This window comes from Pseudomonas sp. B33.4, from assembly GCF_034555375.1.
Lineage (GTDB): Bacteria > Pseudomonadota > Gammaproteobacteria > Pseudomonadales > Pseudomonadaceae > Aquipseudomonas.
The window spans coordinates 1,391,712-1,408,638 of record NZ_CP140706.1; the positions used below are offsets into that span (position 1 = coordinate 1,391,712).

16 protein-coding genes are annotated in these 16,927 nt (G+C 60.7%); 9 read left to right on the plus strand and 7 right to left on the minus strand.

Translation table 11 applies throughout. The features are described 5' to 3' along the window. Positions 1-54: 54 nt before the first annotated feature. Complete coding sequence (locus U6037_RS06135) at positions 55-2,505, minus strand: penicillin acylase family protein (protein ID WP_322846132.1); 2,451 nt, start codon at positions 2,503-2,505, stop codon at positions 55-57. Between the two features lie 191 nt (positions 2,506-2,696). Further along, positions 2,697-3,341, minus strand: coding sequence for a glutathione binding-like protein (locus U6037_RS06140; RefSeq protein ID WP_322846133.1), 645 nt, complete (start codon positions 3,339-3,341; stop codon positions 2,697-2,699). Between the two features lie 146 nt (positions 3,342-3,487). Here U6037_RS06140 and U6037_RS06145 point away from each other — a divergent pair, with 146 nt between their 5' ends. Next, a complete protein-coding gene (locus U6037_RS06145; RefSeq protein ID WP_322847289.1) occupies positions 3,488-4,045 on the plus strand; it encodes a cysteine hydrolase family protein in 558 nt (185 codons plus the stop codon). A gap of 201 nt (positions 4,046-4,246) precedes the next feature. On the opposite strand, the gene U6037_RS06150 is transcribed toward U6037_RS06145, so the two are convergent. Genes U6037_RS06150 through U6037_RS06165 form a run of 4 tightly spaced genes read right to left on the minus strand, consistent with a single transcriptional unit; the run spans position 4,247 to position 5,962 of the window. Then, positions 4,247-4,450: an SEC-C metal-binding domain-containing protein gene (locus tag U6037_RS06150; RefSeq protein ID WP_034154967.1), complete on the minus strand. Its 204-nt coding sequence runs from the start codon at positions 4,448-4,450 to the stop codon at positions 4,247-4,249. Beyond that, a complete protein-coding gene (locus U6037_RS06155; RefSeq protein ID WP_242204765.1) occupies positions 4,447-4,941 on the minus strand; it encodes an LEA type 2 family protein in 495 nt (164 codons plus the stop codon). Before U6037_RS06155 ends, U6037_RS06150 begins: the two co-directional genes overlap by 4 nt. A gap of 42 nt (positions 4,942-4,983) precedes the next feature. Further along, positions 4,984-5,460 (minus strand): YchJ family protein, encoded by a 477-nt coding sequence (locus U6037_RS06160; protein ID WP_322846134.1) that lies wholly within the window; start codon positions 5,458-5,460, stop codon positions 4,984-4,986. 4 nt (positions 5,461-5,464) lie between these two features. Next, positions 5,465-5,962: a DUF6231 family protein gene (locus U6037_RS06165; RefSeq protein WP_322846135.1), complete on the minus strand. Its 498-nt coding sequence runs from the start codon at positions 5,960-5,962 to the stop codon at positions 5,465-5,467. 200 nt (positions 5,963-6,162) lie between these two features. Between U6037_RS06165 and U6037_RS06170 the strand changes: the two genes are divergently transcribed. From U6037_RS06170 to U6037_RS06185, 4 genes are all read left to right on the plus strand, one after another. Next, on the plus strand, positions 6,163-6,858 hold the full coding sequence (locus U6037_RS06170; RefSeq protein WP_095119209.1) for an OmpA family protein: 696 nt from the start codon (positions 6,163-6,165) through the stop codon (positions 6,856-6,858). 91 nt (positions 6,859-6,949) lie between these two features. Beyond that, on the plus strand, positions 6,950-7,672 hold the full coding sequence (locus U6037_RS06175) for an OmpA family protein (protein WP_141129689.1): 723 nt from the start codon (positions 6,950-6,952) through the stop codon (positions 7,670-7,672). A 163-nt stretch (positions 7,673-7,835) separates the two neighbouring features. Beyond that, the gene (locus tag U6037_RS06180; protein ID WP_038358130.1) at positions 7,836-8,117 is read left to right on the plus strand and encodes a DUF1145 domain-containing protein; all 282 of its coding nucleotides are present in this window, start codon (positions 7,836-7,838) and stop codon (positions 8,115-8,117) included. Then, positions 8,110-8,868, plus strand: a complete 759-nt coding sequence (locus U6037_RS06185; protein ID WP_105707455.1) for a hypothetical protein — start codon at positions 8,110-8,112, stop codon at positions 8,866-8,868. The genes U6037_RS06180 and U6037_RS06185 overlap by 8 nt, the downstream gene beginning before the upstream one ends. A 195-nt stretch (positions 8,869-9,063) precedes the next feature. Here the strand turns inward: U6037_RS06185 and U6037_RS06190 are convergent, their stop codons facing one another. Next, complete coding sequence (locus U6037_RS06190) at positions 9,064-9,528, minus strand: CopD family protein (RefSeq protein WP_322846136.1); 465 nt, start codon at positions 9,526-9,528, stop codon at positions 9,064-9,066. 98 nt (positions 9,529-9,626) lie between these two features. On the opposite strand from U6037_RS06190, the gene dinG reads away from it, so the two are divergent. The 4 genes from dinG to U6037_RS06210 all read left to right on the plus strand — a co-directional run bounded on the left by dinG (position 9,627) and on the right by U6037_RS06210 (position 16,908). Continuing rightward, a complete protein-coding gene (gene dinG, locus U6037_RS06195) occupies positions 9,627-11,771 on the plus strand; it encodes an ATP-dependent DNA helicase DinG (RefSeq protein WP_038358136.1) in 2,145 nt (714 codons plus the stop codon). A 95-nt stretch (positions 11,772-11,866) separates the two neighbouring features. Continuing rightward, positions 11,867-14,347, plus strand: a complete 2,481-nt coding sequence (locus U6037_RS06200; protein ID WP_322846137.1) for a beta-galactosidase — start codon at positions 11,867-11,869, stop codon at positions 14,345-14,347. A 195-nt stretch (positions 14,348-14,542) separates the two neighbouring features. Next, on the plus strand, positions 14,543-15,688 hold the full coding sequence (locus U6037_RS06205; protein WP_322846138.1) for a serine hydrolase domain-containing protein: 1,146 nt from the start codon (positions 14,543-14,545) through the stop codon (positions 15,686-15,688). Between the two features lie 113 nt (positions 15,689-15,801). Beyond that, positions 15,802-16,908 carry an OmpA family protein gene (locus U6037_RS06210; RefSeq protein ID WP_322846139.1) on the plus strand — a complete coding sequence of 369 codons (1,107 nt, stop codon included), beginning with the start codon at positions 15,802-15,804 and terminating at the stop codon, positions 16,906-16,908. The last annotated feature ends 19 nt before the right edge of the window (positions 16,909-16,927 follow it).

Consider the following 16,927-nt stretch of genomic DNA (forward strand, 5'->3'; position numbering starts at 1 on the left):
CAGTCCCCTCTCCCTCCGGGAGAGGGTTAGGGTGAGGGGCTCTTGATTTACAGCTTATTTGCCGGGAGTAAGGGTCAGGCGGGTTTTGCCATACACCCGATCAAAGTTCTGCGGCTGCATCGGCAAGCCGATGTACTGCCCCTTCAGCCACGCATCAATCCCGTTGAGGTAATTCGGACTGACCGGATTACCCGACTGCCCCGTTCCGTTCTGCCCCATCAGCGGCTCGGTCTGGCCGAAGTCGACGATGAAGCGCATCGACGGCGCGCGGGTGGTGGTGAAATCCTGACCCCAGGCAAACGCTGCAGTGTTCAACGTTGTGTGATCGCCACCCGCTGCCAGTGGGCCGCGCACAGTCTGGCCATTGCTGTTCTTCCAGGCATAGCTGTGCAACTTGCCCCACTGCCAGGCCCGGTGATCGCCGCCCAACTGACTCTCGCCAGCGCTGATCGCTGCGGCAAAGCTGCGGGCAAGAATCACCGCTTTGTCTTCTTTCTGCGGTGTGCGGATGTCGTCCCAAAACGGACTGTCTTCGCGCCCCAACAGATGGTCAGCCTGCGCTGCGTAGGACAAATCACCATTGGCGATAAACGCCTTCCACGCAGGACTCGATTCCGGACCGAGCTCATCGAGGAAGATCTGCTTCATGCTTTCCTGCAGGAACAGTTCGTAGATCGCCGCATCCGCCGAGGTCGGGCTGAGCTTGCCGTCGAATGCCATCAACCGCGTGAACGCTTCACGCGCCTTGCTGCGATCCGCTTCCGGCAGGGCATCGATCGCCTGTTTCAACGTTTGTTTCATGCCCGGCGCTTCGAAGACTTTTTTCAGCTTGGCGGCGAAGGTGGTGGTCTGGTCGTACTGCATGGCGATCACGCTGCGGCTGTCGTGCTTGCCGCTGCCGGCCAGTTCCGCCAGACGTTCGCCACGCTCCGGTGCCGCCCAGGAGTTCGACAGTTGCATGCCGTAACCATGAGGAATCACGCGCTGGTTGGCGGTGCCGAGCCAGCCTTGTGCCGGATCCTGATCGTACGGATGCAGCATCGGGTCGGCGTAACCGTCCCAGTCGTAACGACCTTCCCAGCCCGGCGATGGCAGCAAACCTTCACCTTCGCGGCGATTCGGGAAGCGCCCGGTGACTTGCCAGCCAATGTTGCTCGCATCGGCGAACACCAGATTCAGGGCGATGGCGCGGATTTCCCGGCTGGCGTCCGACGCTCGTTCTACGGTTTGCGCGCGGGTCAGGTCAAAAAACGCATCCAGCGACTTGTCGTCAGTGAAGCTCGGCGTTTGCAGGGCCAGACCGAAACCGCTGCCTTGGGCCGCCGCTTGGGCACTGTTGAGCAACGCGCCGTGGCGGGTTTCATAGACCGCTTCACGAATCGGTCGCTGGCCTTTGACGAAGTAGGTTTCGTTGCGCACGCCCAGTGGCTGCCATTTGCCGTTGACCTCGTAGGTCAAACTGCTGCCCTGGCGACGGATTTTTTCCAGGAACAGGTCCTGGTTGTCGCCGAGCACGCTGGTCATGCTCCACGCCACTTTGCCGTTAAAGCCACCTAGCACCAGCGGCAAACCGGCAACGGTCACGCCCGCCGCCTGATATTTCGGCGCGCGAATCTGCACGAAGCTCCACAGCGACGGCGCGGCCAGCGGCCCATGGGCGTCGCTGGCCAACAGGCTCTTGCCGCTGCGGCTGCGTTGCGGGGCGATCGCCCAGTTGTTCGAAGACGTGGTGCCGAGCAAGTTGAGTGCCGACAGTTGCTGGCTGGCGCCGCTCAATTCAGTCAGCCCGGGAATCTGCCCGTTGAGCTTGAGGCCTTGCAGCTTGTCGGCTTCGGCCAGTGGCAGGTTTTCGTCAGGCGCGGACGGCGTCAGCCAGGCGAGTTTGTCGGTGGTCACGGTTTGCGCCAGCACCAGCGAGGAAATTTCTTCCGGCAGGTTGGCTGACTGGCTGAAATTCAACAGGGCGAAAATCAGCGCCGAGTCTTCCGGTTTCCAGTATTCAGGCTTGTAACCGCTGGACGCGAGATCGCCCGGCAGTTTGTCGGCGTAGCGGAACAGGTAGGCGTTGACGCCCCGCGCATAGACTTCGAAGAAACGCTTGAGGCGTGGCGACGAGGCCTTGTACAGCTCGCCGGCGCTTTTCTTCAGATTGACCGCGCGCATGTAGCGGTCGGCATCGAGCATCGACGCGCCGGACATTTCCGCCAGACGGCCCTGCGCCAACAGACGCAGGGTAACCATTTGATTGATGCGGTCGCTGGCGTGGACGTAGCCGAGGCTGAACAGTGCGTCGTGGAAAGTATTACTTTCGATCAACGGCATGCCCATGGCATTGCGTCGAACCGACACGTTCTGCGCCAGGCCCTTGAGCGGCTGCACGCCGGAGGTCGGTGGGAGGGTGTCCTGAGCGTTCCAGGTCTGGCAACCGGACAGGCCCAAAACACCGGCCACTGCTGCGGCAACGCCGAACCGGGGAAGAAAATGTGTGAGGGCTGGCGAGGCCATGGCAAAGCTCCTGCGGGGGGTAGCGTCAGTAAAGGCGCTACGTTAGTGAGCAGGAGGTGGCCGCGCAAGCGGGGGCGGGGGTTATTTGCGTATTTCTGTCGAATGGAAAAGATTGCAGCCTGCGGCAGCTCCTACATAGGCATGCATTCCCCCGTAGGGGCTGCCGAAGGCTGCGATCTTTTGCCGTTCAATCAAGCCTTCGGTGGATTGATCTTCTGCACCAGCGCGTAGGCCTTAACGGTCGCGGGGCGATCCTTGATGTGGTTGAACCAGCGCTGCACATGCGGGAAGTCTTCAAGGTTCTGGCTTTGCCATTTGTGCGAGACGATCCACGGATAGATCGCCATGTCGGCAATGCTGTATTCGCTGCCGGCGACGAATTCGTTATCAGCCAGTTGCTTGTTCAACACGCCATACAAACGTGCGGTCTCGTCGATGTAGCGTTTGATCGCGTAGGGGATTTTCTCCGGGGCGAACTGGCTGAAGTGATGGTTCTGCCCGGCCATTGGCCCCAGCCCGCCCATTTGCCAGAACAGCCATTGCAGCGCCGTTTGCCGACCACGCAGGTCCTTGGGCAGAAACTTCCCGGTCTTCTCCGCCAGATACAAAAGAATCGCCCCGGACTCGAACAGCGACAACGGCTCGCCGCCATCGGCCGGTTCATGATCGACGATGGCCGGGATGCGGTTGTTCGGGGCGATTTTCAGAAAATGCGGCTGAAACTGCTCACCCTGACCGATGTTGATCGGGTGCACGTTGTACGGTAGGCCGGCTTCTTCGAGGAACAGGGAAATCTTGTGGCCGTTGGGGGTGGTCCAGTAATACAGGTCGATCATGGAGAACTCCAAAGCAGAAATGGACTTGCGTGCGGACAGCAAACGCCGGCGTCAGGTCGTCCCGTGTGCGTTTGATCGCTTGCCTGGTAGGAAGAGGTGATGCTGAACTGCGCAGAATTCAATGACCCCGCATGAGAAAAATCGCCATGGAGCTTCAGGCCAACGCTGCACTGATCATCATCGACCAGCAAAAAGGCATCCTGCAGCCGCGTCTGGGGCCGCGCAATAATCCTCTGGCTGAGGAACGGATTCTTGATCTGCTGGGGTTTTGGCGGCGTAGCTCAAGGCCGGTGATTCATGTGCAGCACCTGTCGCGCGAGCCTGATTCGGTGTTTTGGCCCGAGCAGGAAGGCGTTGAGTTTCAGCAGCGATTTTTGCCGCAGGACGGCGAATGGCTGATTCAGAAACAGGTGCCGGATGCGTTTTGTGTCAGCGGCTTGGAGGCGCAGTTGCGTGGGGCGGGGGTCGGGCAACTGATCATCGTGGGCGTGGCGACCCATAACTCGGTTGAGTCAACGGCGCGCTCGGCGGGCAACCTGGGGTTTGATACGTGGGTGGCGGAGGATGCGTGCTTTACCTTCGACAAGGCCGATTATTTCGGCACGCTGCGCACGGCTGAAGAGGTGCACGCGATGTCGCTGGGGAATTTGCACGGGGAGTATGCGACGGTGGTCAGTGCTGCCCTGATTTTGGCAGCCGACTGATAAACCTGTGGGAGCTGGCTTGCCAGCGATGGCGGAGTAACAGGCGACATCAATGTTGAATGTGCCGGCCTCATCGCTGGCAAGCCAGCTCCCACAGGGCCTGCGGATGTCCACAAAAATGTGTTCAGTGCAGATCAACGGTGGGAGCGAGCTTGCTCGCGAAAGCGGCAGGTCAGGCGAAGAGGGTCTTCGCCCCGGGCATCAAGCGCCGTGGCATTTCTTGAATTTCTTGCCGTTGCCGCATGGGCAAGGATCGTTGCGGCCGACGTCTTTCAGGGCGTTGCGCACCGGTTCCTGGTGGGCGTGGCCGCAGTTCGGGCCGTGCACGTGGCCATGGTCATGCTCGTGATGATGGTCATGATCGTGGTTGCAGTCAGGGCCATGGACATGAGGTTGCTGGGTCATCGGTGTTGCTCCGGAATTAAATCGGCGGGGATTATCACGCCATTGCGCTCAAGGTGCACGTAGTGGGCGATGAATAAACCGGTTTCCATTTCGCCCTGCAAACGATAGGGAATCTGCTGGTTCGGATTTTTCAGCATTTTCACCACGTCTTTTACCTTCGGCCACAGGTTGGTGCGGATTGGTACTTTGAAGTAGGCACTGCGCTTGGGTCCGACAGTGAACCAGTGTTCATGCTCGCCTTCGGCCAGCAGCATGTCGGCCAGATGAATGCGGTATTCGAGGCCGCGCACGGTCAGGTCGCTGTCGTTGGGGTTGTCGATGCGAAAGTGCAGAATGAATTTCTGTTCGAGCAGTTTGGCGCGCACCACTTCGACCTTTACCAGGTGCACGGCGGGGTCGACGCTGTCGTCGCTGAACCACGACGCACAACCGCCGAGATTCAGGATCAGCATCAGGGTGAAAACCTGGAATGTGCGCCATTGACTGAGCATCGAGTAAAACTCCCTTTGGTCCCAGTCTAGTCGCCGACGAATCTAAGCGCCGAAATACCCCGCGCAGCACTTCTTGAACTTCTGCCCGCTGGCGCACGGGCAACTGTCATTGCGCCCCAGCTTCAACTGCACCGTCGGATCAATGAAGTACCAGCGCCCGGCGTTCTGCACGAACGATGAGCGCTCGCGGTGGCTGTGCTCACCCTGATCATCGTGCCAGCGCGCGGTGAACGTGACGAAGGCATGCTCCGGCTGACCGCCGAGCACTTCCGAACTCTCCACTTCAAGGCCGAGCCAGGTGCTCTGCGCGCTCCAGTCGCTGATCGATTGACGATTCAGTCCCGCTTGCTGAGCAGGCAGGGTGGTCGCCACCAGGTAATCGATCAGCCCCAGCACATAGGCGCTGTAGCGCGAACGCATCAAGGCTTCGGCGCATGGCGCCGGATGGCCGTCGTGATAATGACCGCAGCAGGCATCCAGCAGATTGCCGCTGCCGCAAGGGCAAATGGCTGTACTCATTGCATTACCACCAGTATTTCCCGAAGTTTTCCGGATTGGCCCAAAACCGTGAGTTGAGCCAGTCGGGGACTTGTTTGTAGTCAAGCAGATCGTAGGTGAACAGGGTCAGCACTTGGTCGTCGCGTTGAAAGCGTTCGCTGGCTTGCAGTGCCAGTGAATAGAAGTCGGTTTCCTGCCAGCCGCTGGCCGATAGATCCGCCAGTACGACGATGCGGCTGGCGTTGAGATTACGAATGCCGCCCAACAGATTCAGGCCATCGCGCTTGGGCAAATGTTCCAGGCAATCGACCACCAACGCCAGATCAAAACGCTGCGCTGCCAGTTCGGCGGGCAATGCGCCCGGCGCCGCATGGGCGACGACGGTGTACGGATGCGCCTCTTTAAAGGCGCTCAGGGCTGGGAATTCGCTGGCGCCGATCAGCAGCAGACGCGCCGGGGCGTAGCGATCCAGCAAAGCGGCCAACGCCTGTTGCGGCGTACGGGAAGAAATGGCGACGTTCATCAAAGCTCCTCAATCAGACCGCCAAGACTAGCGCGCTCCTTCATCGGAGCCTAGCGCCCCTGTCTCGTGGCTTTGCGGCAAAAGCGCCAACGTCCTGTGAACACGGTCGCAAACTGCGGTGGCCTATTGCTGGCGGAGATTAAAACTCCGGTCTTTACTCCCTGAATCGGTTTTAAGCCGATCCCTCAGGAGAAAACCAGATGAGCATAGTTCGGACAGCATTACCTTTGATTCTGCTAACCAGTGTGTTGACTGGTTGCGCAGGTTTGCAGAAAACCGACTGGCCGACCTGTGCGGCGGTCGGTGGTGTCGTCGGTGCCGGTCTCGGCGCAACCGAGAGTTCGGCGTGGGCCGGCTACGGCGCGTTGTTGATCGGTGGCACGGCAGCGGCCTATTGCTGGGTACACGGTGATGGCGACGAAGACGGCGATGGCGTGCCGGACAGTCGCGACAAGTGCCCGGGCACGCCTAAAGGCGTACAGGTCGACGCTGACGGTTGCCCTCCACCAGCGCCTGCACCCGTGGTCGAAGAAGCTGTAGTGGTCAAGGAAGAAACCATTGTTATCCGTGATGTGCACTTCCAGTTCGACAAAGCCACGCTGACCGGCCCTGACAAGCAAGTACTCGACAAGGTCGCCACCCGCCTGAAACAGGAATCCTCGACGGCGCAACTGACCGTGACCGGTCACACCGACAGCGTGGGCAGCGATGCCTACAACAAAAAACTGTCGGATCGTCGCGCGCACTCGGTGGTGGATTACCTGATCCAGCAAGGTGTGCCGCGCGCCAGCTTCGTTTCGGTGTCCGGTCTGGGTGAAAGCCAGCCTGTTGCCGATAACAAAACCGCTGACGGTCGCGCGCAAAACCGTCGTACCGAAATCAAAATCCAGCGTTAAGCCCCTCTCGCATCCGCGCCTTGTGCAGTCGCGGATGCGGGTCTTTACTCCTGTGTAACCGGTATGGGCCGGTGACACAGGAGCTTTCACAATGACTGTTTTCTCAAGGTCCGTCTTGCCGGTGCTGCTGCTAGGCAGCTTGCTCACCGGTTGCGCCACCCACAGTGATGGCACTGCACCCCTCAATCAACGTACGTGGCCGATCTGCAGCCTTATTGGCGGGCTGGTCGGTGGCGGTCTCGGCGCCATTGAAAGTGGCGGCTGGGCCGGTGGCGGCGCAGCGCTGGGGATTCTTACCGGCGGACTGATCTGTTATGCCCAGGACGGCGATGAAGACGGCGACGGCGTGTTCGACCGCCGCGACCGTTGCCCGGACACCCCGGAAAATACCCCGGTCGATCACCGTGGTTGCCCGCTGCCGCAGTACCCGGTCACGGAAAAAGTGCCGGAGCCCGTACCGCAAACTGAGGTGATCACCCTCAGCGATGCCGGCAACGTGCTGTTTGATTTCGACAAGTCGGACCTGACCCCGGCGGCAAAAGCCCAGCTCGATACGCTGATGGACAAGCTGCGCAATGCTGACGTGGTAAGCATCAAGGTCATCGGCCACACCGACAGCAAAGGTTCGGATGCGTATAACCAGGCTTTGTCGGAGCGACGTGCGAGCAGTGTCGCGGCGTATCTGTTGAGTCAGGGCCTGGCACCGAACAAACTCACCAGCGAAGGGCGCGGCGAAAGTGAGCCGGTGGCCGATAACGCAACCGATGAAGGCCGGGCGCAAAACCGGCGCGTGGAGTTGCACATAAATCGTTAGGGCGCGCCTGAAGGGCGCAGGCTAGAGCTGCCGGGCGACGATGAGCGTCGTTTCGGCAGCCATTTGGCAGGCGATGGAAGTTTTTTCATTTACCCCTCTGGCTTATCCCCCGCAGAAGCCGTTACTGTGCGCCCAAAGAATAATTCGCAACACGGGGGAGCGTATGAAAGTGTTCTGGGGGCTGGGGCGATTGCTGACCCTGCTGTTCTGCTGCGTGGTACTGGCCAATCAACTGGTGCCGTTCGTACATCCGCTGCACCTGCTGGTCAATCTGGCTGGCGGCCTGCTGTTGCTGATTCATCTGCTCGAAGTGCTGCTGTGCAATCGCAGCCTCAAAGGCCGTCCGCACCCTTGGCGTGACCGTGGCCGCATCCTGCTGTTCGGCGTATTCCACTTGCAATCCATCCCGGCCCCGGCCGCTCCGGAGGCTTCTTCCCATGCGTAAACTTTGCCTGCTCGCTGCATTCATCAGTCCTTTGGCCTGTGCCCAGGTGGTCAGCGTTGAAACCAATTCGCTGATGCGGTTGCCCAACACGGCCAGCACCTTGCAGCTGGAAAAACTCGAAGTGGCCGATTACGGCACGCTGTTGATTCCGGCGAACGTGACCGAATTGAGTGTCGGTGAACTACGTCTTGGCCATGAAGCACGCATCGCGATCGTTCCGGGCGAGAACGCTTTGGATATGAAGGTCGTTCGCGCAGAGCTGAGCGATGGCAGCCAGATCACCGCGCGCGGGGCGCCGGGGACGTATGAAAAAGCTGCCCGTGCCGGACGTAATCTGAATCTGCAATTCAAGGCGTTGAACGCGCCGCAACTGTTGGTCGATGCCCGTGGCGGTACCGGTGCCCCCGGTTTTGTCGGCCTCGATGGCGGTAATGGTGAAGACCCGGGCTGCACTTATGGCTCGGCCGGGCACGGTTTTGATGGCAGCAACGGCAGCGACGGCCAACCGGGAGCACCGGGTGCGCTGGTGCGCCTTGAAGTGCCGCGCGAGTTTCCGGCCGAGCTGATCAAGGTCAATGTCGCGGGCGGTGCGGGCGGACCGGCAGGTGTTGGCGGCAAGGCAGGCAAGGGCGGCAAGTCCAAGGGCTGCCTGGTGTATCGCGCCGATGGCGGCAAGAATGGCAAGGCGGGGGCGGATGGACAGCCTGGGCCGGTGGGGGCGGCGGGGGCTGTGACTGTGCAGCGCCTCTGAACGTTTTACCCTCACCCCAGCCCTCTCCCGGAGGGAGAGGGCGCCGACCGAGATGATTCAGGCCATCCATCGACCTGAAAAAACCAGTCGATTATGGATTCAAAGCGAATCTCTCAAGTCGGCGTAACTCTTCAATATCCCCCACTCAGTCCCCTCTCCCTCTGGGAGAGGGCTAGGGTGAGGGGCTTTTGATTTTCAGATCATCGGCCGAGCCGCCGCAATCGCCACCAGCACCAACCCGACAATCAGATTAAGCCCCACCACCCGGCGAATCCGCCCCAACACTGCCGCACCCGCCGGCCAGTCCTTCGCGTCCACCGCTTTACGCAGCTCCGGCAGCATCAACCCCTGAATGCGGATAAACAGCGCGGTCATCACCACGTACAACCCCATCATTACCTGCACATATTTCGGCGCGGTCTCAAACCCGACCTGTTGCAAATGCAACATGCCCACGCCGCTGATCGGCAGGAGGATCACCGCAACCCAGACCCAACGGAAAAAACCTTGAAACACTTCCACCCACAAGGTCAGCCGGGCAGGGCCGTCGAGGGCCTTCACGGCCGCGGGGCGCAGGACCATCCAGGCGAAAAACATGCCGCCGACCCAGACCAGGGCGGACAGCACATGCAGGGGATAAACGAGGCTAAAAGGTGTCATTGGGGCACTCCGTTCTGCGCGGGATTAATTAGCGGGGTATGATAGCCGCCATCCGAAACCACTGAAAATTTATCCAGCGTTTTTTGCGCCCGACAATCATGATCAGCACTGAACTCAAAACCACGATCCAGGGCGCCTACTCGCGTTTTCTAGAGGCCAAGAGCCTCAAACCGCGTTACGGCCAGCGCCTGATGATCGCTGAAATCGCCAAAGTCCTCGGGGATATCGACACCGACGACGAAGGCCGGCGCAGTGGCGACCCCGCGATTGTCGCGGTGGAAGCCGGCACCGGTACTGGCAAGACAGTTGCCTACAGCCTGGCCGCGATCCCGACCGCGAAACTGGCCGGCAAACGCCTGGTCATCGCCACCGCGACCGTGGCCCTGCAAGAGCAGATCGTCTACAAGGATTTGCCCGACCTGATGCGCAACAGCGGGCTGAATTTCAGCTTCGCCCTGGCCAAGGGCCGTGGCCGCTACATGTGCCTGTCCAAACTCGACATGCTCTTGCAGGAAGGCCACGCGCAAACCGCCACCGCCCAGCTGTTCGAAGAAGAAGGCTTCAAGATCGAGGTCGATGAGGCCAGTCAGAAGCTGTTCACCAGCATGATCGAGAAACTCGCCGGCAATAAATGGGACGGCGACCGCGACAGCTGGCCGAATGCGCTGGAAGACGCCGATTGGGCGCGCCTGACCACCGATCACAGCCAGTGCACCAATCGTCATTGCCCGAACTTCGGCCAGTGCGCCTTCTACAAGGCCCGCGAAGGCATGGGCAAGGTTGACGTGATCGTCACCAACCACGACATGGTGCTGGCTGACCTGGCATTGGGCGGCGGCGCAGTGCTGCCGGATCCACGCGACACCATTTATGTGTTCGACGAAGGTCACCACCTGCCAGACAAGGCGATCGGCCACTTCGCCCACTACACGCGCTTGCGCTCCACCGCCGACTGGCTGGAAACCACGGCGAAGAACCTGACCAAACTGCTGGCCCAGCACCCGCTGCCGGGCGACCTCGGCAAATTGATCGAACAGGTGCCGGAGCTGGCGCGGGAGATCAAGGCGCAGCAGCAGTTCATGTTCAGCGCCTGCGAGCAGGTCGCCGACTTCAAACCCGGCGAAGACGTCGAGGGCCGTGAGCGCCCGCGTCATCGTTTCGTCGCCGGGGTGATTCCCGAGCACATGCGCGAAATGGGCATCGAGCTGAAGAAGGGCTTTTCGCGCCTCAACGATCTGTTCACGCGCCTGACCGACCTGCTCAAGGAAGGTATGGACGGTGAGGTCAACATCGGCATCGCCAGCAATCAGGCTGAAGAGTGGTATCCGCTGTTCGGCAGCCTGTTGTCCCGCGCATCCGGTAACTGGGAACTGTGGACCGCGTTCACCGCCGAAGACCCGGAAGACAGCCCGCCGATGGCGCGCTGGTTGACATTGGCCGAAAGCGGCTCGCTGTTCGACATCGAGGTCAACGCCAGCCCGATTCTGGCGGCGGAAACCTTGCGCCGCAGCTTGTGGAATGTCGCTTACGGTTGCCTCGTAACGTCGGCGACGCTGACCGCGTTGGGCACCTTTGACCGTTTCCGCATGCGCGCCGGCCTGCCGAAAAAAGCCGTCACCGCCGTGGTGCCGAGCCCGTTCCATCACGCCGATGCCGGCGTGCTGCGGGTTCCGGATCTGAAAGCCGACCCGCGCGATGCCGCTGCTCATACGGCAGCGATCATCCGCGAGTTGCCGGATCTGGTCGAAGGCTCGCGTGGCACGCTGGTGCTGTTCTCTTCGCGCAAACAGATGCAGGACGTGTTCGACGGTCTCGACCGCGACTGGCGCAAGCAAGTGTTCATTCAAGGCAACCTGTCGAAACAGGAAACCCTGAACAAGCACAAGGCGCGGGTCGATGGCGGTGATTCCAGTGTGCTGTTCGGTCTCGCCAGTTTCGCCGAGGGCGTCGACTTGCCGGGTGCCTACTGCGAACACGTGGTGATCGCCAAGATCCCGTTTTCGGTACCGGACGATCCGGTCGAAGCGGCGTTGTCGGAATGGATCGAGGCCCGTGGCGGTAATCCGTTCATGGAAATCTCCGTGCCCGATGCCTCGCTGAAACTGGTGCAGGCCTGCGGGCGTCTGCTGCGTACCGAAGAAGATCGCGGCACCATCACTTTGCTCGATCGGCGGCTGGTCACCCAGCGCTACGGCAAGGCGATCCTCAATGCGTTGCCTCCTTTCCGTCGTGAAATATCCTGAGACAACGGTGGGCAGTTTTGCCCACCGTGTTGTCTATCTCTCTGCCATCGCTTTTCCATTGGCCATTGTTGGTCGTTAGGGAGAACTCCGTTCTTATGATCCGCCGTTCGTTGCCTGCCGTATTCGCTTTGATCTTCGCCACGCCGCTGTTCGCGGCGCCTGCGGGTCAGCAGACCCTGTTCAACTTTGTGCGTCCTGCCGACGTGGTGAAAATCGCCACCGAAAACGCTGATCTGCCGCAAGCCAACGCCGAGCAAACCCCTGAAGGCGAAGTGCTGCGCCGGGTGACGTTCAACCCGGTGGCGCGCCCGACCTTGCGTCTGACGCCGCAGACCGGTGCGTGGGACTGGTCGCAGTCGGGGATGATGACCCTGCGATTGCAGAGCGCAATGGACTGGGCTGTGACGGTCTACGTGCAGATCCAGAGCAATGACGGCCGCACACTGCTCAGCCGCGTCGACCTGCCGGCCGGCCCTGCGCAGACCTTGCTGGTGCCGCTGGTGGCGTCGACGCCGCTGAGTCAGGGCATGAAAGCCGGACCGCCAATGCCCATGACCGTCGATGGTCAACGGATCCTGCTGGTCAGCAGCAGCGGCGAGATTGATCGCAGCCAAGTGGTTTCGGTGAGCCTGTCGATGGATCAGCCGAAGGTCGCCCAGAGCTTGCTGCTCGAGCGTTTCGGCGTACAGGACGGTGATTCGGTCAGCCAAGCGGTGTACGGCAATCTGGTCGACGCTTACGGGCAATCGACCCGCAGCAAGTGGCCGGAAAAAATCGCCAATGATGAACAACTGAAATCCGCCGCCGCCAAGGAACAGCAACAGCTGAAAACCTGGCTGGCCGAGCGCGAAAAGTCCTCGCTGGACAAATTCGGTGGCTGGAGCAAAGGCCCGGCGTTCAAGGCCAGTGGTTTCTTCCGCACCGAAAAGCGTGATGGTCGCTGGTATCTGGTCACGCCTGAAGGGCATCCATTTTACTCGTTGGGCGTGAACACCGTCAGCCCCAAGGTCAACCAGACCTACGTGGCCGGGCGTGAGTACATGTTCGAATCGCTGCCCAAACCTGAAGACCCCTTGGCCAAGCACTTTGGCGATGGCGATAACCGTGGCGGCAACGGTGTCGATCAGGGCCGCGGGTATGGAAACGGGCGCTGGTATGACTTCTACGGCGCGAACCTGCAGCGCGTGTACGGTGAACCGTGCAAAGCCGACAGTGAGAGCAAATCCGGGGTAGCCGAAACGGCCAGGACTGAAGCCGCAGAAACGGCTGCGGTGAAAGCCGCCGAGCCTGCCCCTGTACCTGCCGAGCCGAAGTCCGGCGTCGCTGAAGCGGCCAAGACTGAAACCGTACAAGCGACGACAGAACAGGCTGCCGAGCCGTGCAAGGCCACCATCGATGAGCAACAGTGGGCCAGCCACACGCTCGATCGCCTGCAAGCTTGGGGCTTCAACACCGTCGGTAACTGGAGTGCCGATTCGCTGAGTGAGGCCGATCGTGTGCCGTACACTTTGCCGCTGTCGATTGTCGGTGACTACACCAGCATCAGCACCGGCAGCGACTGGTGGGGCGGCATGCCGGATCCGTTCGATCCGCGTTTCGCCATGGCCACCGAGCGTGCCGTAGCCATTGCTGCCCGCGATCACCGCGACGATCCGTGGCTGATCGGCTATTACGCCGACAACGAACTGGCCTGGGCCGGTCCTGGTGATGATCCGAAATCCCGTTACGCGCTGGCCTACGGCACGCTGAAAATGACCACCGATGTACCGGCCAAGCGTGCCTTCCTCAAACAGTTGCGCGACAAGTACCGCAATCAGGCGGGGCTGTCGAAGGCGTGGGGTATCGAGCTGCCGGCGTGGGAATTGATGGAAGACCCGGGTTTCGTGCCGCCGCTGCCGAACCCGGAGCATCCGGAAATCGAGGCGGACTTCAAATACTTCCAGAAGGTTTTCGCCGATACCTACTTCAAAACCATTTCCGACTCGCTGAAATGGCACGCGCCGAACCAGTTGCTGCTTGGCGGCCGTTTCGCCATCAGTACCCCGGAAGCCGTGGCGTCCTGTGCGCAGTATTGCGATGTGCTGAGCTTCAATATGTACACGCTCAAACCGCAGGATGGTTATGACTTCGCGGCGTTGGCGGCTTTGGATAAACCGGTAATGATCACCGAATTCAACTTTGGCTCAGCGGATCGTGGCCCGTTCTGGGGCGGCGTCACGCAAGTGGCCAAGGAAGAAGATCGCGGCCCGGCTTACGCCAATTTCCTCAAACAGGCCTTGAGCGAACCGTCGATTGTCGGTGTGCATTGGTTCCAGTATCTCGACCAACCGGTGACCGGGCGTCTACTCGATGGCGAGAATGGACACTTTGGTCTGGTGGGCGTGACGGATCTGCCGTATCAGGGTTTTGTCGAGACAGTGCGCAAGAGCAATTTGCAGGCGATTGATCAGCTTGGCAAAGAGGCTGAAAAAGCGGCCGCAGCGGCGGGGCATGAGGCTGAGGGAGGCCGCAAGGGCGAGGCCGGCAAAGGGCCGGGGGCAGGGCATGCCGGTGGGCATTCCGGCAATGGTCATTAACGCGTGATGCTTTAAAAAGATCGCAGCCTGCGGCAGCTCCTACAGGGAAACGCAATCCATGTAGGAGCTGCCGCAGGCTGCGATCTTTTGACTTTGTCTTTGATCTAACCGTCTGGCCCGCAGCTGTTCCCAAATCCCTCAAGGGCTGGAACAATGCGGGCCACTTTGTAGAGCGTTTTCGCGGGGGAGTTGCGGGTGCAGATTCAGGGACATTACGAGCTTCAATTCGAAGCGGTGCGCGAAGCTTTCGCCGCACTGTTCGACGATCCCCAGGAACGCGGCGCAGCCCTGTGCATCAAGGTCGGTGGAGAAACCGTCCTCGACCTCTGGTCCGGTACTGCCGACAAGGATGGCACTGAGGCCTGGCACAGCGACACCATCGCCAACCTGTTCTCCTGCACCAAAACCTTCACCGCTGTCACCGCCCTGCAGCTGGTCGCCGAGGGCAAGTTGCAACTGGACGCTCCCGTCGCCCGCTATTGGCCGGAATTCGCCGCTGCCGGCAAAGAATCCGTCACTCTGCGTCACTTGCTCTGCCACCAGGCCGGCCTGCCGGCGCTGCGGGAGCTGCTGGCGCCGGAAGCGCTGTATGACTGGCAAACCATGGTCGATGCCCTCGCGGCAGAAGCGCCATGGTGGACGCCGGGTACTGGCCACGGTTACGCCGCAATCACTTACGGCTGGCTGATCGGCGAATTGCTGCGCCGCGCTGACGGTCGTGGGCCGGGGGAATCCATCGTTGCCCGCGTGGCCAAGCCGTTGGGCCTGGACTTTCACGTTGGCCTGGCCGATGAAGAATTCCATCGCGTCGCGCACATCGCTCGCGGCAAGGGCAACGCTGGCGATGCCGCCGCGCAACGTCTGCTGCAAGTGACCATGCGCGAACCGACAGCCATGACCACCCGTGCTTTTACCAATCCGCCATCGGTGCTGACCAGCACCAACAAACCTGAGTGGCGGCGCATGCAGCAACCAGCAGCCAACGGCCACGGAAATGCGCGCAGTCTGGCCGGTTTCTACGCGGGTCTGCTCGATGGCAGCCTGCTCGAAAGCGACATGCTCGAAGAGCTGACCCGCGAACACAGCCTCGGCGAAGACAAGACTTTGCTGACCCGGACCCGTTTCGGTCTGGGCTGCATGCTTGATCAGCCGGACGTGCCCAACGCCACTTATGGCCTCGGCCCCAAGGCGTTCGGTCATCCGGGCGCGGGCGGCTCCATCGGTTTCGCTGATCCTGAGCATGATGTTGCCTTCGGTTTTGTGACAAATACCCTTGGGCCGTACGTTTTGATGGATCCGCGCGCGCAGAAGCTCGCGCGGGTGCTTGCCACTTGTCTGTAAAGTTTCATCCGAGGTCCCAGGGTCGGAACCTCAAGCGGTTTTTCGTTTCAAAACGGCTGTTTATCCGGGCGAAAGTGCTCTGATTTTTCATTACTTCATTTTGTGGATTTTCAATGTCATCTAAAAAGACCCTCGCCCTGGCCCTGTGTGTAGCGATCACCGGTTGTGCACAGACCCCGAAAAACGATGCGGACGGCGGCAGTTGGTGGCCGTTCGGTTCGTCCGACAAAGTTGCGGCCAAGGAGCCAGCACCGGCTCCAGCCCCTCTGAAACCTGCGGCCACTGCACCCGTGGCCAAGACTGAAAGCAGCAGCCCTTGGTACTGGCCGTTCGGTTCCGATGATGAAGCGGCCAAAGCGGACATGAAGGCTGAGGTTGCCCCGGAAGCGAAAAAGCCAGTAGCCGTTGCCAAAGCTGAAGCCGACGCGGGTGGCAAATGGTGGTGGCCGTTTGGCGGCAAGGATCAACCCACGACCAAAGCCGTGCCGATGCCGGATCCGAAAGTGACCCAGGCCTGGCTCGACGATTACGAGCCGCGTCTGCGTGAAGCGGTCAAGGACAGCAACCTGCAACTCGAACGCCGTGAAAACGTGCTGGTCGTGACTGCACCGGTCGAAGGCTCGTTCAACCCGGATCGTCCAGCCATGCTGCTGCCGGTCACCCTCGGCCCGTTCACCCGAGTGGCGAAAATCCTTGAAGCCGACCCGAAAACTGCCGTGCTGGTCCTTGGCCACAGCGATTCCAGCGGTGCCGCGCCTGCCAACATCAAACTGAGCCAGGAACGTGCCCAGTCCATTGCGGCGATCTTCCGTCTCAGCGGCTTGCAGCGTGATCGCCTGATGCTGCGCGGCATGGGTTCCGAAGCGCCGCGTGCGGCCAACGACAGCGTTGAGGGTCGTGCCCTGAACCGTCGCGTTGAGCTGCTGGTGACCCCGCAGAACACCATGGTTGCCCTGCTGAGCAAGTACAACATGCCGGCACCGAAGCCAGTGACCATGGTTGCTGCGCAGGACGCCAAGCCCGCCGCCAAACCGGTAACCCCGGCTCCTGCGGCGAAAAAAGCCTCTGTTCCGGCAACCAAAAAGGCTCCGGCCAAGAAAGCCGCTGCCAAGGCTCCAGCGAAAAAAGCTCCAGCCAAGGCCCCAGCGAAGAAAACTGCACCAGCCAAAGCCGCCGCGACCGACAAGAAAGTCGCCGCGACCGATGCCACCAAGAAGTGATCCGCTAACGAAAAGGAAT